Below are 18,777 nucleotides of genomic sequence, written 5' to 3' on the forward strand. Positions count from 1 at the left end.
GACAGCATCCACGCCCCTCCTCCCGTGTCAGGGCAGACGGTTCGCGATCGCGAGGTTCGCCGTCAACTCGTCGGCGTTCTGTCGCACGACGTAGGTCGGACGATCGCGCTCGACCCTCCAGGACTCGCTGAGGGGTCCGACGTTGACCGTGTCGAAGCCGGCCTCGTCGTAGAAGCGGGTGACGAAGGCGACGGCCTCCGCATCGTCGCCCGCCGTGGCGAGCGCGCGCCGATCGGGCGTGCCCGCCGGCGACCCGTCGGTCGTGATGTCGGCTGCGAAGATGTGGTTGAAGGCCTTCGCGATGCGAGAGGTCGGCAGCTGCGCCTGCAGAAGCTCCGAGGTGGTGGTCTCACCGCGGTCGAGGGCCTCGATGTGTCCGTCACGCTCGAAGTAGTAGTTGTTCGTGTCGAGCACGATCTTGCCGGCGAGCTGCTCGACCGGCAGCTCATCGATCTTGCCTAGGGGCACCGTGACGACGACGGCGTCTCCGGCCGCAGCGGCGTCGGCGGCGGTCGCCGCAGTCGCTCGATCGCCGAGCTCCGCCACGAGATCCGCGAGCGTCTCCGGTCCGCGCGAGTTGGCGATCACCACGTCATAGCCGTTCGCCACCGCGACGCGTGCGACCTGGCTGCCGATGTGTCCTGCACCGATGATTCCGAGAGTAGTCATGCTGGGCCCAACGTGCGCCCGGCGCTGCTATTCCCTCGTGAACCCGCGCGTCGCGGTCACACCACGAGCAGGAAGCGCTCCTCGACCCGCCGATAGCCAAGGCTCTCGTACAGACGGATCGCCGAGGTGTTGAAGCCGAAGACATGGAGCCCGATCGAGTCGGCACCGAGTCGTGCCGCCTCGCGCTCAGCCGCGAGCATGAGGTCGCGGCCGTAGCCCTTGCGGCGCTGGTCCTCGGCGACCTCGATGTCGAGGATGAACCCGTGCGGACGCCCGCCCCGACGACGGATGCCGATCCACAGCACTCCGACCTCGGTGCCGTCCACGTGCGCGGTGAACAGCTCCTGCCCCTCCGAATCGATGCCGTCCGGCAGCTCGAGCTCCATCTGCCGGTGCGACTCGACCGCGGCATCCTCGGTCGAATACCGGCCGGATGCCACGAGATCTTCCGCGAAGGCCGCCTCCGATGCCGCAGCGAAGCCCGTGAAGCGCTCCGCAGTCATGGGCGCCACGACGAGCCGCTCGCCCGAGGCCCGTGCATCCCGCGACGGGAGCGGTTCGAGCAGCATCTGGATCGACGCGACCTCGAATCCCCGCCCCTCGACGAACCCGCGAGCGGCGGAGTCGGAGGGATGCAGGGCGATGCTCAGACGACCGACCCCCTGCCTGCGCGCCAGCGCTGTGAGGTCGTCGAGCAGGTCGTCGAGCTGACGGTCGCTCGGCTCGCTCGCGAACGCGAGATCGACGATGAACAGCACTCCGTTGTTCGCGGCGAGCCAGACCGTGCCGATCCGGGCATCGTCGTCATCGATCGTGAGGATGAGCGACGTCTCCGTCTCGTGACCGGCAGGAAGCAGCTCATCGAGAACGGCATCGACGTGCGAGACGGCGTCGTCGCCGACGTGCATCCCCGATTCCTGCCGCAGCGTCACCAGGCGGGCTCTGGTGGTCTCGCGCCAGCCGTCGAAGCCATCTGCGGTGAGAGGTGTCAGTTCAAGAGGCATGGGTCCATCCTGCACCGCTCCGCCTCGACCCTCACGACTTGTGGAGCGCGTCTTCCGCAGCCACCCAGGCGAGCATCGCGCACTTCACCCGCGCCACATATCGCGAGACACCGCCGAGCGCCGCGGCATCGCCGAGCAGCTCTTCGTCCGGTTCGATCTTGCCCCGCGAGCGCATCGCCTCACGGAACGCGGCGATGCGGATCTCAAGCTCGTCGACCGTGAGCCCCTCGGCCAGTTCGGCGAGCAGAGATGCGGATGCCTGCGAGATCGCGCAGCCGTGTCCTTCCCACGCGATCGCCTCGATGCTGCCGTCGGAGTCGCGGTGCACCTGCAGCGTCACCTCGTCACCGCACGTCGGGTTGACCTGATGCGACTGGGCGGCGATCTCTTCCCGCAGCCCGAACCCGTGAGGCGTGCGGGAGTGGTCGAGGATGAGCTCTTGGTACAGGTTCTGCAGGTCGCTCATGCGCCCCTCCGGAAGAAATCGATGGCACCCTGGACGCCGTCGATCACGGCGTCGATCTCGTCGGTGGTCGTGTAGAGATACGTGCTAGCCCTCGTCGACGAGGTCACGCCGAGTCGGCGGTGCAGGGGCTGAGCGCAGTGGTGTCCGACGCGCACCGCGATGCCGCGATCGTCGAGGAACTGCCCCACGTCGTGCGAGTGGATGCCGTCGACGTCGAAGCTCGCGAGCCCCACACGCGGCAGATCGATGCCGGCGCCGAGCACCCGCACGCCGTCGATCGCCGTGAGCCCCTCGACGAGCCGCGCGCCGAAGGCAGCCTCGTGCGCCGCGATGCGCGGCATGCCGACGGCGGTCAGGTAGTCGATTGCGGCGGCGAGCGCCACCGCCTGCGAGACCCGCTGGGTGCCCGCCTCGAATCGCTGCGGCGGCGGAAGATACTCGGCCTCCGTCGTGGTGACGGTGGTGATCATCGACCCGCCCGTCAGGAACGGCGGCATGGCTTCGAGCAGCGCACGTCGCCCGTACAGTGCGCCGATCCCCGTCGGCCCGAGCATCTTGTGCCCGGACACGACGGCGAAGTCCACATCGAGCGCTCGCACGTCCAGCGGCAGATGCGGCGCCGACTGGCAGGCGTCGAGCACGACGAGAGCACCGACGCCATGAGCCAGGGCGACCAGCTGCTCGACAGGATTGATGACGCCGAGCACATTCGAGACGTGCGTGACGGCGACCAGCTTCGTGCGCTCGGTGATGAGGTCGGCGGCGACATCGAGTCGCAGGGCGCCGTCGTCATCGAGCGGGATGACTCGCAGAGTCGCTCCGGTGCGAGCCGCCAGTTCTTGCCACGGGATGAGGTTCGCGTGGTGTTCCATCTCGGTCGTGACGATCTCGTCGCCCTCGCGCAGTCGCAGGGGTTCGGCTGCCGCACCGCCGCGTCCGAGCGACGCGTTCGAGAGCGAATAGGCGATGAGGTTGAGCGCTTCCGTGGCGTTCGACGTCCACACGATCTCGCCCTCATCGGCCCCCAGGAACCGCGCGACGGTGGACCGAGCGTCCTCGAACACCTCGGTGGCCTCCGCCGCGAGCGTGTGTGCGCCGCGGTGCACCGCTGCGTTGAGGGTGCTGGCGAACTCGCGTTCGGCGTCGAGCACGGCGAGAGGGCGCTGAGATGTCGCTCCCGAATCCAGATACACGAGCGGATGCCCGTTGACCTCGGCGCGCAGGATCGGGAAGTCCTCACGGAGGCGCCGCACCTCGACATCGGTCAGAGGGCCGCCCCCGGGCGGGGCGATCACGTCGGATTCGCGAGAGATGCTCATCCTTCTAGCTTCTCATCTGACGCACCCCCCAAGGCCCTGCCGCTGAGGGGACGCCGTCACGGACGAATGTCGGCGAGCACGGACAACATGATGCGAGCACTCATTCGATCGCCGCCGGCAAGAGAGCGGTGACGCCCGCGCGACCCGTGGACGGGTCGATGTACCGGGCGGCGACGAACGGATCCCCGACGCCGGACCGGATGACGAGACCGTCGACGTCGCCCGCCGGTATATGGACCGTGCGCGATCGGCCCTGCTCGTCGAGCAGCTCGACCCAGGTGCCTGGCTCCGCCCGCAGGTGCAGGCAGCTCACCGCGCCGCGGGATGCCTCAGGGCAGGCGTCCTCATCCGCGGGCGCGATCGTCGGCGTGGCGAAGGTCACGGGCCCGATCGCCTCCGCCCACCGGGTGACGCCGGTCGCAGCGAGGTAGTGGCTCACTCTGAGCGTCATGCCCTGGTGCGTCGCCTCTCCGGAGACATCGAGCACGAACCTGCCGCGGTCATCGATGAGCCCCGCGTCGAGCACGATGCCGCTCTCGTCGGTCACTGTGACGACAGCACCGGCGACACCCACCCCCTCGAGAAGATCAGGGACGAGCGAGTTCTGCGCGATGGCCCGCGTCACGCGGAACTCCGGCAGCCCGGCGGCCGGCGGGGTCTTCGATTCCCCGTCTGGCGGAGTCCCCGGCTGAACCGTCGGCGGAGCCGTGTCGACGCTGCTGCCCGGCTCCTCCGGGTGATCGCCGTCGGCGGGCGCGACGGGGTGCTCCGGCGGAACCCTCTCGGCCTGACCCGGCAGGTGCCCGTCCTCCGGGTCGGACTCCGGCTCTGCCTCTGACCCGGGCGACGGCTCTCGTCCGGGCGACGGCTCTGGCTCGAGATCGGGCTCCGGTGACGGGGCTGGCTTCGGTGATGGGGCTGGCTGCGATTCGGGCGCCGGCTCCGCAGGCTGGGGCGGAACCTCCGGAAGATCTTCGCGAATCGCGCCTGCCTCCCCGGCGATCGACGCCTCGGAGATAGCGGGGGTGAGATCGGACGGTTGCGCATCCGCAGCGGACAGGCTCAGGACGCTGCCCGCCAGGATGACGGCACCGACCATCACGACGGCAGTCGCCGCCAACGCCGCCACTCCGCCCGCGGGGATCACCGCTGCCGCTCCGTGCGCTGCGATGAGCGATGCGCCACTGCTGGAGGAGGTTGCCGGGTCGGCCCATCCTCCGGAGCTGTCGAGCCCCGCCGCAGGGCCGGCGACCGTGACCTGGGCCTCGGCCGAGGCGTCGCCCGTGTAGATCGCCGCCGCTGCGCCGCCCAGCAACGCTGCCGGCAGGATGGTCCGCAGCCGCTGCGAGACCGTGTCGATCTCCGCGGCGACGATCCGGCATCCGCCACACACGTCCATGTGCTCCCTGAAGCGATCCGCGTCGCCCGCAATCACCGGACGCCCCCGTCGCTCGACGACCCGCTCACAGAACCACCGGCAGTCCTCCGACCGGGAGGGGTCATGGATGTGCGCCTCGAGCCAGGCTCGTCGGAAGCCGTCGCGTGCGCGCACGGCCAGGGCTGACACCGCATTCGGCGTCATGCCCATCAGCGGCGCGAGCTCTCTCGGCTTCATGCCCTCGACCTCGAGGTACCACAGCAGGGTGCGATGCCGTGCCGACAGCGTGCCGAACACCGCGGCGATACTGGACCGCTCGGCGATGCGCTCGAAGGCATCCCCACCCTCGGGCGCCAGGTCGCGTTCCGAGACCATGTCGATCGACAGGTCGCTCCCGTTCCGCGACCACCTCGCGGCAGTGTTGCGCAGCGTCGCCAGGAGGTACGGCCGGAAGGCGTCGCTCGGCCCGCCGCCCGCCTTCGTCACGCGGAGTATCGAGGCGAAGGCTTCGCTCACCAGATCGTCAGGATCCGACGACGGTGAGATCGCCCTGGCTGCACGGCGCGCGGAGTCCACGTGCCGTCGCCACAGCAGCGCGAAGTCGCCGATGTCACCGCCCCGCACTGCGTCGACGATCTGCGCATCCGACGGCTCGCCCGCATCATCGTCATCGCCGTCGAGATGCCTTCCGAGGATCATGCTGCTCCGGCTTCCATCGCGGCCGCTGTCGGGAGTGCGGCGCCGGAGACGGATGAGAGACGAGGCTGTGGGGATGCCTCGCCCCTCCGACTCTCGTAGGAGTCGATTCCGCTCGAAGAGGGTGCGGCCGGGGAGTGGTCGACCTCTGCTGTGCGGGCGTCGGCCGGGAACCCGACGCGAGGCCGGTGGCCATACCTACAAGACCGGTATGACCGGAAAACATGACGGGTCGCCGTCGAGATTCTCGCTGCGCAGAACATCAGCCGGCACTCGCGGCCGGGTCCACAGGTGCGAGCGAGAGGAATCGCATCCTGTTCTCGCCGTAGAAGCAGGTCTGCACCATGAACTCCCCGGTCATGCCCGCGAGTTCCTCGACGTTCGACCACTTGGGAGTGTGGCGCTCCTCCACGACCTCGTAGACGATGTCGGAGCCCTCGACGGTGACCCGCTGACCGAGGTCCCACCCGAGGATCACATCTCCCCCGCAGTTGTTGTGCGCGGCATAGAGCGGCAGCACGTCGTCGATCCGGTAGCTCACCATCTCGGTGAACGTGCCGTCGCACCGGTCGAGCTCGACCATGCTGCCCTCGACCCCGAGCCTGATGACGGGCAGCTCGTCGGGCGAGAAGATCTGGTGGAACGACTTCAGCACCGAGACTTTGGCATCGCCGGTCACCTTGTCGACCGCATCGGGAGCGAGTATGGATGCGGCGAGGAAGGCGACTCCGCATCCGACGAGCAGGATGCTGGCGAACAGCAGGCCGACGCGTCGTCGAGGCCGACGAACCCGGTCGGGACCCCCGGTCGTTTCGCCGTGCGAATCGGCGCGGTCCACTGCGACGTCGACGCTCATGATTCTGACTCGGACGAGAGATGGGTCGCTCGCCGAGCACTGCGGTTCTTTCGAGGGCGGCGCGGCGCGACGAGGATGAACGTGAGGGTCGGCACTCCGACGACCAGCAATGCCCACCAGGGGAACCCCGCCGGGTTCGTGGTGTCTGCGATGGTCGTCACGGAGGAATCCTCGGTCGGAGCGTCGATGCGCTCGGCACGCACCAGCAGACGGTGCGTGTTGACGCCCGTGGGCGTGCAGGTGACGAGCGTGAGATAGTCCTTGCCTGCGACCTGACGCAGGTCCTCTGCGTCGTCGGGAAGGACGGTCTTCGTCTGGTCGACCTCGTAATAGAGGTCCTCGCCCATCGTGCTCACGATGATGATGTCGCCCGCGACGAGCTCGTCGATGTCGTCGAAGAGGGTGGCCTGCACGAAGCCGTTGTGGCCGGTGAGCACGGTGTGCGTCCCCATCCCGCCCACCGGGAGGGATGAGCCGTAGAGGTGCCCGACGCCCCGAGCCAGAGTCTCTTCATCGGTTCCGTGGAAGACCGGCAGATCGACGTGGATGCTCGGGATGCGGACCCGGGCCATCGTGTCCGTTCCCTCGGTGCTGAGTGTGTCGAAGTAGGCGGCCGCGCCCTCGCCGATCGCCGTCTGCTGGCCGTCTGCACCGAGCGCATACGGGTCGCGCAGAGGCCCGGTCGGCAGGTTCTCGTTGTACTCCTCGGCGGCGGCGAGCATCTGATCGACCGCGTCGTCCGGAATCTGCTCGACGGACTGGACGTATCCGTCGACATCGGTGTCGTGACTCCAGGCGGAGAACCACGAGGCGGCTGTCGGGTAGACGAGCACCACGATGCCGATGGTCGCGATGAGCAGCACGATCGACTGGCTCCATCCCCACCGCGCCCTGCGCGCGGCAGCACGCGTGGAGGGTCGCGCCGGAGCATCCGGGGTGGACGCGTCGATGAGGGTCATGCTGCGCTCTCTGATCGGAGGTGACGAAGAAGGTGGGAACGAATGGGCCGTGCGGGGGAAGGAATCTCTACACCTCCCCCGCACGGCCGGCCTTCGTGTTACGCCTGCGCGGCGGCCTTGCGGCGGCTGCGGATGGCGAGCAGGACCGCTCCGCCGAGCAGCATGACGCCGCCTGCGACGAACAGGGTCGTGCCGGTGCCACCGGTCAGCGGCAGGGTGAAGCCGGCGTTCGAGGGAACGTTGACGACCTCGAGGTCGACGCCCACGGCCGAGGTGGCGGCGGTGACCGTGAACTCGATCGGCGCGGCAAGCAGCTCGAAACCGTCGGGAGCGACGATCTCGGCCAGCCAGTACGACTGGTAGCCCTCGTCACCCGCGGCGACCGCGGCGTTGTCGGCCCAGTCGGAGTAGCGCAGACCCGAGATGGTCACGGTACCGTCAGCGGCGACCGCGAACTCCGTCGTGCCGGCCAGAGCGATGGCGTTGGTGCCGTCGATCGCGTCCTGCTGAGTCGGGTACACCGAGAACACCGCACCGGTGAGCGGTGCGCCGGCCTTGTCGGTCTTCTCGACGGTGATGTCGCCCCACTTGGTGATCACCTCGGGGGTGACGGTCGGTCCGCCGGGCTGCCCGGGTGCGACGGTGTACGAACCGGCGTTCGGGTAGAGCACTGCCGTGTTGGCGATCTCGCCGACCGCGTTGACCTCGGCGGTGATGACGACCTGGACCTCCGTCGCGGGGTGCGCCGCGAGCACTGCGCGACCGGCGGCGGTGAACTCGACCGTGACCGCGTTGGTCGCGGCGTCGTGCACGACCGTGTAGTCACCGGCCGCGAGCGGGGTTCCGTCGACGAGCGTCACAGCGGCGCTCACGTAGTCGAGCTTGGCGTCGAGCGTGTCGACGATCTTGTAGCCGTCGATCGTGGCGACGTTGGGGATGTCTCCCGTGATCGTGAAGTCGATCTCGTCGCCGAGCTTGATGTCGGCCGAGTCCTCGACGGTCTTGGTCGCCTCGGTGAGGGCGTTCTTCGGGTAGACGTGCACGTCGTAGAGCCAGGTGCTGTCGTCGGCAGGATCGGTCAGCGGGACCGTCACGAGGAACGGAGCCACACCGGTCGAGCCGGCCAGCGGCGCGGTCTCGACCACGAAGTACAGGCCGAGGTCGAGGTTCGCCAGAGCGATCTCGCCGTTCGCGTCGGTCAGCGTCTGCCCGCCGACGGCGCTGGCCGTGTATCCGGCAGCCGTGATGTCAGCCACGCTGTCGGGGCTCAGGTCGGCGAGCTCGTTCGCGTCCACCCAGCCCTCGTTGCTGGTGAGGTCGATCGCGTCGACCTTGTAGACCGTGAAGCCCACGCCGGGCAGCGGCGTCAGCGCGACGTTCTGCTCGGTGCCGTCGTTCGGCAGGCCGGTGGGCGTCTCCGGCGCCTCGAACTTGTGGATCGTGAGCGAACCGACGGCGTCCGGGTCGACGAGGTTGGGCGTCGCCGCGCTTGCAGGCGCCGCGAGGGTCAGCGCGGCGACGCCTGCGACGAGCAGACCTGCCGCGACGCGGGATCCGCGTCCGTTGTTGGGAGTGTTCACTGTGTCTCTCTCTAGGTGGCCAGGTCGCCCTGGTGGGTTACAGGTGGTGGTTCTTCGGGAGCGCAGATCAGATCTGCGGGTCTTCGACATCGGCGCGACCGTTGCGGCGACGGACCCAGAGGGCCATCCCGCTCGCGCCGAGCACGGTCAGGGAACCGGCGAGGATGTAGGGCAGTGGGCCCGTCCCCCCGGTGGTCGGAAGAGACATCGCGGGGACATCGCGCACCGTGATGATCTGTCCGGCGGCGGTGACGGCCTCGCCGCCGCCCGCCGCGACGCTCACGGTGCGGTCGGGGTTGATGACGAACTTCACCGGAGCCGCGAGCAGGCTGAAGCCGTCAGGCGCCGTCAGCTCGCTCAGCCAGTACGTGCCGGCCGGGATGCTGTCGATCTGGAACAGACCGGTCTCGACGCCGTTGATCGCAAGAGGCAGGGCCGTGCCGGGCTCGCCGTTCGCGTCGGCGAGGACCGCGAAGGCAGATCCGTCCATGCGCACCCAGGCGTTCGCGGCGGACTCGCCGACCTTCTCGATCTGCAGCGGGATCCGGAACGGCTCGACGGGGGTCTCGGTGCTGTCGTTGTTCGAGCGCACCGGGCCGCCATCGGGATCGGCGCCCGTGGAGTAGGCGGTGTTGATGACCTTCTTCGCATCGACATCGGCCTGACCGATGACGTACGGCGCATTCGCGACACAGTGCGAGATCTGGGTCGGCGCGATCGTCGTCGGTGTGCAGGTGACGGTGATGTCGCGCTGCGTCAGACGGTCGTCGACCACGGTGACGTTCGCGACGGTGACGTTGCCGGTGTTGGTGACGTCGAACGCGTACATGATGTGGTCACCGAGCCCCGTCACACCGTCCTGGTCGACGTCGACGACCGAGGCCGTCTTGTCGAGCACGAGTGCTGGCTTCCAGCTGGCCGGAATGCTCTCGTCATCGGTGTCGGTGACGTTCGGTCCGGCCGTCGGCGTTCCGGTGGCCCGTGCGACGTTCGTCAGCGGGGCGTCGTCGAGGTCCCCCTGCTGCACCACGTAGGTGGCCGAGCACGTCATCGTCGCCCCGCTGGCGAGCGTGGACCCCTGGGACGGGGTGCACGACAGGGTCGTCATGTCCCCCACTCCCGAGAAGGCGTCCTCGGTGATGCGGACGTTCGTGAGGCTCGTGTTCAGCGTCGTGTTGGTCGGCGCCTTGGGCGTCGTGTTGGTCGCCACGAAGCTGTAGGTGATGACGTCGCCGACCTTCGAGTACACCTTGTCGGGGTCCGTGTCGCTCGTGACTGCGGCGCCGTTCACGGCGGTGATGCTCTTGACGATGTCGATCGACGGCTGGATGACCTCGAGCGACGCGTTGGCCGGCGGGTTCAGGTTCGTCGTGATGTTCGCGGGCCCGTTGATGTAGGTGCCGTTGACCGTCGAGGTGACATCGACGGTGATGGTGCACGACGCCTGACCGAGAGCGAGGTCGCCACCGGTGACCGACACCGACGTTCCGCCCGCGGGCGCCGTGACCACGTATGCCGCGCCGGTGCGCTGCGTGCAGGTGCCCCCGATGTTCGGCGCCGCCGCGATCTTGAGGTTCGTCGGAAGTGCGTCGGTGATCGTCCAGTCGCTCTTGGCCATGAGGTCGGTCGTGTTGGTGACCGTCAGCGTCATCTTCGAGGTCGAGCCGTTGGTGATCACGGTCGGGCTGAATGCCTTGTCGAGCTGCGGGGTCACATCGACGATCTGCGGCAGGTCGAAGGCCGCATCGTTGCCCACGCCGCTGGCGGTCGCGTTGTAGAGCGACAGTCCCAGGTTCGCCGTGGTCCCGACCGGCACCTGATAGGCAGCCGACTGCAGCTTCTTGACCTGGGGGATCCAGTCCGTGTTGTTCTGGCAGGGGTTTAGACCGGTGCTCAGCACGATGGGGGAGCCGTTCACGATCAGTGAGAAGGTCTCCTTCGGCTGATTCGCCCCACCCGCGGCCGGGCAGCTGGCGGCGGCGAACCACGCTGACACCGCGTAGTAGTGGCCGGCGACAGCCGGGATCGTCCGCGTCGTGCGGAACTCCGTTCCCGCGGCGATCACACCGTTCGACGCGTTGGTGTACTCGGACAGCACCTGGTTGGTCAGCGCCTGAGCCGGCGTCATCCCCTGCTCGACACCCAGAGCCACAGCCATGTCGCGGATCTGCTGCCAGCCGTCCGGCTGGTTTCGCAGGCAGCCGGTGTCGGTCGCGGGGATCGGCGTCGAGAAGTTGAGGATCCAGCCGTTGCATTGCTGCCCTGCGGGAGTCCACTGGAGGTCCGCGGTGTATGTGCTGTTCGCTGCTGCCGCGCCCCCGACGTACGTGGTGAGGGGGATCGCGGCGAGTGTGGCGCTCTGGTTCGAGAAGTCCTCGGTGTAGACGGGTGTGCCCGGCTGCGGGGTCCCGGGAGTGCCCGGCACCGTCGCCGCGGCGGTGATCCCGCTGTTGGGGGCGAGTGTCGCTCCGGCGACGAGCACGCCGGCGATGGCGAGCACGCCGAGCAGCCGCGTCATCGCCCGTCGACGAGGCGCGACTGCGGATCGTGATGACCGCTCCGCCGTGCGGTGGTGCGAGCGAATGCTCATGAATGTCCCAATCCCGGCACGCCGTCGCATCGCCGTAGCCGGCGAGACGAGAGAGGCGATGCCTGTTCCCCGAAAGTCGTGTGTGTCCCCAGTGCGAGACAGGAAGCAGGAGCTCCTGTCACATACCCAGACCACGAAGCAGGTCTTTCATGACGGGCCCGGGAAAAAACTTTTCGAGTGGTCTCTCCGCCTGCCCTAAGCTCGCACCATGTTCAGCGCCGAGACCCTGACGACCTTCGTCGTCGCGGCGTTCGTCATGGTCGTGATCCCCGGACCGACGGTGCTGTTCACGATCGGCCGGGCGATGGCTCTGGGGCGATTGGGCGGATTCCTCAGCATCCTGGGCACGGCGCTCGGCTCGATCGTGCTCGTCGTCGGCGTCGCCCTGGGCGTCGGCACCGTCGTCGCCCAGTCGCTCGTGCTGTTCACGATCGTGAAGGTTCTCGGAGCCGGCTATCTGGTGTTCCTCGGCATTCAGGCGATCCGCCATCGCAAGGATGCCGTCGCCACGGCGACCGGGCCGGTGGTCAGACGATCAGGCGTGCGTCTGCTCGGAGAGGGGTTCGTGGTGGGGGTCACCAACCCCAAGTCGATCGCGTTCTTCCTGGCGATCCTTCCTCAGTTCGTCGACCTGCATGCGGGATCGGTGCCGATGCAGCTCTTCGTGCTCGGGACGATCGTCGTGGCGATCGGAGTCGCGTGCGATGCGGTGTGGGTGCTGCTCGCGAGCGCGGCGCGTGAGTGGTTCGGGCGTTCCCCGCGCCGTATCGAGGCGATGAGCGCCTCCGGCGGCGTGCTCATGATCGGGCTCGGCGCGTTCCTGCTGCTGTGGAGCGACAAGCCGGCGAACGCCGGAGTCTGAGGCTCACATCCGCGCGAAGCGTGCGCGGACCATCGAGAAGACGCCGTAGACAGCGAGTCCCACACCGACGAGCCAGAGGATCGCTCGCCCCAGCGGCAGGTCGACGAGACTGCGCAGCGCCGCGTCGAGGCCTGCGGCCTTCTCGGGATCCTGCGTCCACGCCGCCACCACGAAGAGCACGCCGGTCACCGCGATCGCGATTCCCTTGGCGATGTAGCCGGCGACGCCGAGGGCGATGATCGCGGGGCGCGAGGGTCCGTCGGGGACGTCCATCGTCTTCTCGAAGCCTCTGGTGAAACCGATGACGATGAACCCGATGCCGACACCTGCCACCGTGAGGCCGAGGATGACGAGCACCACGATTCCGCCCGGCGCGCCCAGGATCACCGCGCTGAGGGTGCGCAGCGTCGTCTCGGACTCGGCGTGCCCTCCGAAGGCGAAGATCAGAGCCAGGCCGGCGATCACGAGATACGCGCCCGCGATGCCGATCAGTTTCACCCTCATCCCCCACTTGCGGGGCTCTTTGCCGCCGGCGAGGAGACCGCTGGCGATCTGCCACACGGCGAGCGCGATCAGCGCCACCGCGACCATCCCGAGGACCAGCCCGCCGACAGGCGTCGAACGGATCTGCTCCATCGCGCCGTCCTGATCGGCATCCCCTCCGCCGCCTGTGGCGATCGAGACGGCGATCGCCCCGATGATGATGTGCACGAGGCCCACGACGACGAACCCGGCCCGCGCCACCCTCCGGAACGCATCGGATCGCTGCGCCGTGCGCGCGGCGTCCTTCGCTGTGGTCATCCGAGCAGGATATCCTCCGGCACGAAGACGGCCGAGGGGGTTGCGCGGGCGCGGCGCGACGCCCTCGTCACGCTGTGCGCTCGACGGGTTGACGAAGGATCGTCCGGAGCTTCGACGGTTCGACGCGTCGGACGTCGCTGAGGTAGACCTCATGGTGCAGGCCCGTCATCGACAGGCCGTTCTCGGGGATGAACCGATGATGCAGCTCGTCGAGCACCGGTCCCTCGTCGTCGTAGGAGCCGATGTGGAGCGTCTGCACGCAGAGCCCTTCGTCGAGGGTCTCGAGGCGCACGGAGTGCAGCGCCGGAGAGGCCGGCTTCCTCTTCGTCTGCTTCGCCTCGACCGCGTCGACCGCGCTCGCGAACATGGTGGGCGTGACGTGGTCGGGAACCATGATCATCAGCGTCCACAACCATGCCGACTTGTCGCGTCGCGACGTGAAGGACTCCATGTCCGGTGCGTGCCAGAGCCCCTCCAACGGCATGACGACCGTGTCGATGCCCAGTTGCTCCCTGCTCGCGAACTTGAGCGTGTAGGCGACCGGGAAGAGTGCAGTCACGGCATCCTGGTATGCCTGGGCCGTGTTCGGATCGCCCGCGCCGTCGACCATCAGATATCGCATCGGGGGAACATCGAGGATGCGGAACTCCGCGCGCTTCGCCCGGTAGGCGTCGAGGGTCTTCTTCGGGTCGAGTGCCATCACACGTCCTCTCACGCCGGCATCGGCATCCGACGGTCGGCACAGTGTCGCACGAGTCCCGGACATCGGGTGGTCGGCGCAGGGTCCGCACCGACCACCCTGTCGCACTCAGGCGGGCTCGACCGCGAGCCACAGCTCGCACGACGCATGCGTCCCGGTGAACTCGAGGTATCGGACGATCGAGGGAGCGGGCCGCAGCCGCCACGGGTTCGACGGGAACCACTCCGTCGCCGTCGCCGCCCACAGCGTCTGCAGAGTCGCCGGGAAAGGCCCGGTGGCCGCGAAGACCGCCCAGGCGCCCTCCTCGACCCTGATGACATCGAGATCGTGAGGCACCGGGGTGGCCGGTTGCACGGAGACTCCGTGCAGGTAGGTGAGCTCGGTGCCCTCCGGCGCATCCTGAGCGATGTCGGCCGTGATGGCCAGCATCCCCTCTGGCTGCGCATCGCCCAGAGCCTTGAGCCTCGCGTGCTCCTCGGGCGCGATCGAGGCGATGTGCGCCTGGATGTGGGGGTTCGCGCCCTCATGGATGAGCGGCACTCGTGCCGCATGGCCGACGAGCACGAGCTCGGGGGTGGTGATGATGGTGACGTTCATCTGGATGCTCCCTTCGACGCTCAGGCGGAACCGGAGCGTGGGTTGTGTGCGAAGAGGACCCCCGTCTCGGCGCGCATCGACCGGACTGATCCCGTGCACGGCGCGGAACGCCCGACCGAAAGCCTCGATCGAGCCGTATCCGTGTCGCACCGCGACGTCGAGCACGTTCGGGGCTCCGGCGACGAGCTCCGCACCGGCGAGCGTCATCCGGCGACGGCGGACGTACTCCGACAGCGGCATCCCCGCCAGGGCCGAGAACATCCGACGCAGGTGGTACTCCGTCGTGCCGTGCACACGGGCGAACCCGGCGATGTCGATCTCGTCTCCCGTGTCTGCCTCGATGAGATCGACCAGTGCGTTGAGCGTTCCGATCATGGGTCCTCCTTTTCCTCACCATCGTGCGGTCCGAGGGTGACCCGAGACCCGACTTTCCGCGTCGGATCCGATCAGCGGCCCCGCCCGGTCAGCTGCGCTCGCCAGGATCGGCGAGCAGGTCGGCGAACGCCAGCTCGGCGGCGCCGATCAGCAGCCTGTCGGCACCGAGCGCGGCGGGACGGATCTCGAGCGCCTCGGCGCTCTCCGACATCGCAAGAGCCTGCACGTCCTCCGCGATCTGCTCGGCTCGCAGCTCGGCGAGCGTGGCGAGGAATCCACCCAGCACCACGAGAGCGGGATTGAGCACGTTGACGGCGTTGGCGAGTGCGCTCGCGAGCACGTGCGCCTGCCGCGTGATCTCGTCGGACACCCCCGCCGTATCGGATGCGGTGAGCTCGACGGCGAGCGTCTCGTCGTCGGCGGCGTCGAGGCCCACGGCATCGAGGAGCAGTCGGCGGCTCACCTCGGCCTCGAGAACGCCGTCGGGAGTGCGACGGTCGGCGTCGGCCGATATCCGCGGCCTGTTCTGGCCGAACTCCCCCGCATAGCCACCTGCGCCCGCGACCGGCCTGCCGTGGATGATCAGCCCGCCGCCGATGCCGGACGCGCCTCCGTTCAGATAGACCACGTCGTCGATTCCCCGACCCGCGCCGTAGCGGTGCTCGGCGATGGCTCCGAGTGTGGCGTCGTTGTCGACGACGGCCGCAGACCCCGTCGCCGCACCGACGAGATCGGCGAGCGGCACGTCGGTCCAGCCGAGGTGAGGCGCATTGCGCACGACGCCGTCGGACGTCCGCACGAGCCCGGGGACCGCGACACCGATACCCGCGATCCGCGCAGTGACGAGCGCGTCCTCACGCCATGCCGAGATGCGCTCGGCGATCGTCGCGGCCACGGCGTCGGGCGTCGGAACGGTCTCGTTCGGCAGACGCTCGCGCAGGATGATGCTGCGGTCCAGGCCGATCGCGGCGATCTCGATCGCGTCGACCTCAGGGTTCACCGCGATGGCGACGACACGGGACGACGCCGTCACGACGGGCGAGGGCCGACCCACGCGCCCCGGGACGTCGGGAACCCGCTCGTCGACGAGACCGCGCCGGACGAGCTCGGCGACGAGGTCGGCGATCGTCGAGCGGTTGAGCCCTGTCTGCTCGGTCAGCGCTGCTCTGGACTGCCCACCGTTCTCGTGCACGAGTCTCAGGAGGAGGGCCAGGTTGTGCGGGCGAGTGCCCAGCGCGGGGCTCGGCTGCGTCGGCATCCCTTCACTGTAGGGGGTGGACGAGCCTTGTGTCGTGCTATATGTTGTCAAGCACAACTTATTCGATGACCTGCACAGGAGCAGCCATGACCACCCCCACCCGTGACGACAAGTTCTCCTTCGGCCTGTGGACCGTCGGCTACAACGGCGCTGACCCGTTCGGCGGCCCCACCCGCCCGGCGCTCGACGTGGTGCACGCCGTCGAGAAGCTCGCCGAGCTCGGCGCCTACGGCCTCACCTTCCACGACGACGACCTGTTCGCCTTCGGCTCGACGGATGCCGAGCGCCAGGCGCAGATCGACCGGCTGAAGGGCGCGCTCTCCGACACGGGTCTCGTCGTGCCGATGGTCACCACCAACCTCTTCAGCGCGCCGGTCTTCAAGGACGGCGGCTTCACCTCGAACGACCGCGACGTGCGCCGCTACGCCCTTCGCAAGGTGTTCCGTCAGCTCGACCTCGGCGCAGAGCTCGGAGCCAAGACCTTCGTCATGTGGGGTGGCCGCGAGGGCGCCGAGTACGACTCCGCGAAGGACATCCGTCAGGCGCTCGAGCGCTACCGTGAAGCCGTCAACCTGCTCGGCGACTACGTCACCGACAAGGGCTACGACATCCGCTTCGCGATCGAGCCGAAGCCCAACGAGCCCCGCGGCGACATCCTGCTGCCGACGCTGGGACACGCGATCGCGTTCATCGACTCGCTCGAGCGGCCCGAGCTCGTCGGCGTGAACCCCGAAGTGGGCCACGAGCAGATGGCGGGACTCAACTTCACCGCGGGCATCGCGCAGGCGCTGTTCCACGGCAAGCTCTTCCACATCGACCTCAACGGCCAGCGCGGCATCAAGTACGACCAGGACCTCGTCTTCGGACACGGCGATCTGCACAACGCGTTCTCGCTCGTCGACCTGCTCGAGAACGGCGGCCCCGGAGGCGTGCCCGCCTACGACGGTCCCCGCCACTTCGACTACAAGCCGAGCCGCACGGAAGACGAGAAGGGCGTGTGGGAGTCGGCTGCGGCGAACATGCGCACCTACCTGCTGCTCAAGGAGCGGGCGGCCGCGTTCCGCGCCGACCCCGAGGTGCAGGAAGCGCTCGCCGCGGCCCGCGTCGACGAGCTCTCGACGCCGACCCTCAACCCCGGAGAGAGCTACGACGACTTCCTCGCCGACCGCTCGGCCTACGAGGACTTCGACGCGAACTCGTACTTCGGCGGGAAGGGATTCGGATTCGTGCGGCTGCAGCAGCTCGCGACCGAGCACCTGCTCGGGGCTCGCTGACCGTCATGCCGCTGGTCGTCGGGGTCGACTCATCGACCCAGTCGTGCAAGGTCGTCGTCGTGGACACGTCGACCGGAGCAGTCGTGCGCTCGGGTCGGGCGGCGCACCCGGAGGGGACGTCGGTCGACCCCGAGGCCTGGTGGCAGGCGCTGAACGCCGCGATCACGGAGGCGGGGTCTCTCGACGACATCGCTGCGTGGTCGATCGGCGGCCAGCAGCACGGCCTGGTCGCGCTCGACTCGTCGGGGGCGGTGATCCGCGACGCGCTGCTGTGGAACGACACTCGCTCCGCGGGCGCGGCCCAGGATCTCATCGCCGAGTTCGGCGCATCCGCTCTGGCCGGGCGCACGGGACTCGTGCCCGTCGCCTCCTTCACGATCACGAAGCTGCGCTGGCTGCGCGATCACGAGCCCGAGAACGCCGCCCGGGTCGCCGCGGTCGCGCTGCCGCACGACTGGCTGACGTGGCGCCTGCGCGGGTTCGGCCCCGACAACCCCGTGCTCGACGAGCTGGTCACCGACCGGTCCGACGCGTCCGGCACCGGATACTGGAATCCGTCGACCGGTGACTACGACCGTGAGCTGCTCGTGGCAGCACTGGGTCACAACGCGATCCTGCCCCGCGTGCTCGCGCACGACGAGGGGGTGACGGATGCCGAGGGCCGGCGCGTCGGCGCGGGAGCAGGAGACAACGCCGCCGCCGCGCTCGGACTCGGCGCGGCGCCGGGTGATGTGGTCGTGTCGATCGGCACCTCGGGAACGGTCTGCGCCATCAGCACCGCTCCCCTGAGCGACCAGACGGGGACCGTGGCCGGGTTCGCCGATGCGACGGGAAACTTCCTCCCGCTTGTCGCCACTCTCAATGCGGCTCGAGTGGTCGATGTCACGGCGGCTCTGCTCGGAGTCACGCACGGCGAGTTCAGCGATCTCGCGCTGCAGGCGGCGCCGGGCGCGGGCGGCCTCACGCTGCTCCCCTACTTCGAGGGCGAGCGCACGCCGAATCTGCCGGATGCCACAGCATCCCTCTCGGGGATGACGCTCGCGTCGACCACCAGGGAGAATCTCGCTCGCGCCGCGGTGGAGGGGATGCTCCGTGGGCTCGGCGCCGGACTCGACGCCCTGCGCGATCTCGGCATCCCGCTCGAACGCGCGCTGCTGATCGGCGGCGGCGCGCAGTCGGAGGCCGTGCGCCGGGTTGCGCCGGAGATCCTCGGCCTGCCGGTCGAGGTGCCCGAGCCCGGCGAGTACGTCGCGCTCGGTGCCGCGCGCCAGGCCGCCCAGCTGGTCGACTGAGGCAGCCGTCTGTCGCGCGTGCGGCTCACCCCTTCGGGAGGAGATCTACGCCTCAGGAGGACGGATTCCCGGAATCCGTCCTCCCCACGCGCAGCTCTCCT

16 protein-coding genes are annotated in these 18,777 nt (G+C 68.8%); 3 read left to right on the forward strand and 13 right to left on the reverse strand.

Going from position 1 to position 18,777, the window contains the following annotated elements:
* Positions 1 to 27: 27 nt before the first annotated feature.
* The 9 genes from AB0N61_RS11145 to AB0N61_RS11185 all read right to left on the reverse strand — a co-directional run bounded on the left by AB0N61_RS11145 (position 28) and on the right by AB0N61_RS11185 (position 11,517).
* Positions 28 to 669, reverse strand: a complete 642-nt coding sequence (locus AB0N61_RS11145; RefSeq protein WP_363364014.1) for an NAD(P)-binding domain-containing protein — start codon at positions 667 to 669, stop codon at positions 28 to 30.
* A gap of 56 nt (positions 670 to 725) precedes the next feature.
* On the reverse strand, positions 726 to 1,673 hold the full coding sequence (locus AB0N61_RS11150; protein WP_363364016.1) for a GNAT family N-acetyltransferase: 948 nt from the start codon (positions 1,671 to 1,673) through the stop codon (positions 726 to 728).
* A gap of 31 nt (positions 1,674 to 1,704) precedes the next feature.
* A complete protein-coding gene (sufU, locus tag AB0N61_RS11155; RefSeq protein WP_363364018.1) occupies positions 1,705 to 2,139 on the reverse strand; it encodes a Fe-S cluster assembly sulfur transfer protein SufU in 435 nt (144 codons plus the stop codon).
* Positions 2,136 to 3,458 (reverse strand): cysteine desulfurase, encoded by a 1,323-nt coding sequence (locus AB0N61_RS11160; protein WP_363364020.1) that lies wholly within the window; start codon positions 3,456 to 3,458, stop codon positions 2,136 to 2,138. Before AB0N61_RS11160 ends, sufU begins: the two co-directional genes overlap by 4 nt.
* Positions 3,459 to 3,558: 100 nt before the next feature.
* On the reverse strand, positions 3,559 to 5,535 hold the full coding sequence (locus AB0N61_RS11165) for a sigma-70 family RNA polymerase sigma factor (protein WP_363364022.1): 1,977 nt from the start codon (positions 5,533 to 5,535) through the stop codon (positions 3,559 to 3,561).
* A 259-nt stretch (positions 5,536 to 5,794) separates the two neighbouring features.
* Positions 5,795 to 6,388 carry a hypothetical protein gene (locus tag AB0N61_RS11170; protein ID WP_363364024.1) on the reverse strand — a complete coding sequence of 198 codons (594 nt, stop codon included), beginning with the start codon at positions 6,386 to 6,388 and terminating at the stop codon, positions 5,795 to 5,797.
* Positions 6,385 to 7,347 (reverse strand): class C sortase, encoded by a 963-nt coding sequence (locus AB0N61_RS11175; RefSeq protein ID WP_363364026.1) that lies wholly within the window; start codon positions 7,345 to 7,347, stop codon positions 6,385 to 6,387. The genes AB0N61_RS11170 and AB0N61_RS11175 overlap by 4 nt, the downstream gene beginning before the upstream one ends.
* 98 nt (positions 7,348 to 7,445) lie before the next feature.
* The gene (locus AB0N61_RS11180; RefSeq protein ID WP_363364027.1) at positions 7,446 to 8,927 is read right to left on the reverse strand and encodes a SpaH/EbpB family LPXTG-anchored major pilin; all 1,482 of its coding nucleotides are present in this window, start codon (positions 8,925 to 8,927) and stop codon (positions 7,446 to 7,448) included.
* Between the two features lie 67 nt (positions 8,928 to 8,994).
* Positions 8,995 to 11,517 carry a prealbumin-like fold domain-containing protein gene (locus tag AB0N61_RS11185; RefSeq protein ID WP_363364029.1) on the reverse strand — a complete coding sequence of 841 codons (2,523 nt, stop codon included), beginning with the start codon at positions 11,515 to 11,517 and terminating at the stop codon, positions 8,995 to 8,997.
* Between the two features lie 208 nt (positions 11,518 to 11,725).
* Between AB0N61_RS11185 and AB0N61_RS11190 the strand changes: the two genes are divergently transcribed.
* Entirely contained in the window at positions 11,726 to 12,379 is a 654-nt protein-coding gene (locus AB0N61_RS11190) for a LysE family translocator (protein WP_363364030.1), read from the forward strand.
* Between the two features lie 3 nt (positions 12,380 to 12,382).
* On the opposite strand, the gene AB0N61_RS11195 is transcribed toward AB0N61_RS11190, so the two are convergent.
* From AB0N61_RS11195 to AB0N61_RS11210, 4 genes are all read right to left on the reverse strand, one after another.
* Positions 12,383 to 13,180, reverse strand: a complete 798-nt coding sequence (locus tag AB0N61_RS11195) for a DUF1206 domain-containing protein (protein WP_363364032.1) — start codon at positions 13,178 to 13,180, stop codon at positions 12,383 to 12,385.
* A 67-nt stretch (positions 13,181 to 13,247) separates the two neighbouring features.
* Positions 13,248 to 13,880 (reverse strand): GyrI-like domain-containing protein, encoded by a 633-nt coding sequence (locus AB0N61_RS11200; RefSeq protein ID WP_363364033.1) that lies wholly within the window; start codon positions 13,878 to 13,880, stop codon positions 13,248 to 13,250.
* Between the two features lie 108 nt (positions 13,881 to 13,988).
* Positions 13,989 to 14,852, reverse strand: a complete 864-nt coding sequence (locus AB0N61_RS11205) for an AraC family transcriptional regulator (protein WP_363364035.1) — start codon at positions 14,850 to 14,852, stop codon at positions 13,989 to 13,991.
* A gap of 88 nt (positions 14,853 to 14,940) precedes the next feature.
* Positions 14,941 to 16,110 (reverse strand): ROK family transcriptional regulator, encoded by a 1,170-nt coding sequence (locus AB0N61_RS11210; RefSeq protein WP_363364038.1) that lies wholly within the window; start codon positions 16,108 to 16,110, stop codon positions 14,941 to 14,943.
* Between the two features lie 86 nt (positions 16,111 to 16,196).
* On the opposite strand from AB0N61_RS11210, the gene xylA reads away from it, so the two are divergent.
* Entirely contained in the window at positions 16,197 to 17,384 is a 1,188-nt protein-coding gene (gene xylA, locus AB0N61_RS11215; protein WP_363364039.1) for a xylose isomerase, read from the forward strand.
* A gap of 5 nt (positions 17,385 to 17,389) precedes the next feature.
* Positions 17,390 to 18,676 carry a xylulokinase gene (gene xylB / locus AB0N61_RS11220; RefSeq protein ID WP_363364041.1) on the forward strand — a complete coding sequence of 429 codons (1,287 nt, stop codon included), beginning with the start codon at positions 17,390 to 17,392 and terminating at the stop codon, positions 18,674 to 18,676.
* Positions 18,677 to 18,777: the final 101 nt, after the last annotated feature.

The organism is Microbacterium sp. NPDC089320, assembly GCF_040684875.1.
Lineage (GTDB): Bacteria > Actinomycetota > Actinomycetes > Actinomycetales > Microbacteriaceae > Microbacterium.

Coding starts and splice junctions, on each gene's coding strand:
- AB0N61_RS11200 (WP_363364033.1), bottom strand. CDS start 13,880: ATGGCACTCGACCCGAAGAAGACCCTCGACGCCTACCGGGCGAAGCGC.
- sufU (WP_363364018.1), bottom strand. CDS start 2,139: ATGAGCGACCTGCAGAACCTGTACCAAGAGCTCATCCTCGACCACTCC.
- AB0N61_RS11145 (WP_363364014.1), bottom strand. CDS start 669: ATGACTACTCTCGGAATCATCGGTGCAGGACACATCGGCAGCCAGGTC.
- AB0N61_RS11160 (WP_363364020.1), bottom strand. CDS start 3,458: ATGAGCATCTCTCGCGAATCCGACGTGATCGCCCCGCCCGGGGGCGGC.
- AB0N61_RS11195 (WP_363364032.1), bottom strand. CDS start 13,180: ATGACCACAGCGAAGGACGCCGCGCGCACGGCGCAGCGATCCGATGCG.
- AB0N61_RS11165 (WP_363364022.1), bottom strand. CDS start 5,535: ATGATCCTCGGAAGGCATCTCGACGGCGATGACGATGATGCGGGCGAG.
- AB0N61_RS11150 (WP_363364016.1), bottom strand. CDS start 1,673: ATGCCTCTTGAACTGACACCTCTCACCGCAGATGGCTTCGACGGCTGG.
- AB0N61_RS11185 (WP_363364029.1), bottom strand. CDS start 11,517: ATGAGCATTCGCTCGCACCACCGCACGGCGGAGCGGTCATCACGATCC.
- AB0N61_RS11175 (WP_363364026.1), bottom strand. CDS start 7,347: ATGACCCTCATCGACGCGTCCACCCCGGATGCTCCGGCGCGACCCTCC.
- AB0N61_RS11190 (WP_363364030.1), top strand. CDS start 11,726: ATGTTCAGCGCCGAGACCCTGACGACCTTCGTCGTCGCGGCGTTCGTC.
- AB0N61_RS11205 (WP_363364035.1), bottom strand. CDS start 14,852: ATGATCGGAACGCTCAACGCACTGGTCGATCTCATCGAGGCAGACACG.
- AB0N61_RS11170 (WP_363364024.1), bottom strand. CDS start 6,388: ATGAGCGTCGACGTCGCAGTGGACCGCGCCGATTCGCACGGCGAAACG.
- xylA (WP_363364039.1), top strand. CDS start 16,197: ATGACCACCCCCACCCGTGACGACAAGTTCTCCTTCGGCCTGTGGACC.
- xylB (WP_363364041.1), top strand. CDS start 17,390: ATGCCGCTGGTCGTCGGGGTCGACTCATCGACCCAGTCGTGCAAGGTC.
- AB0N61_RS11210 (WP_363364038.1), bottom strand. CDS start 16,110: ATGCCGACGCAGCCGAGCCCCGCGCTGGGCACTCGCCCGCACAACCTG.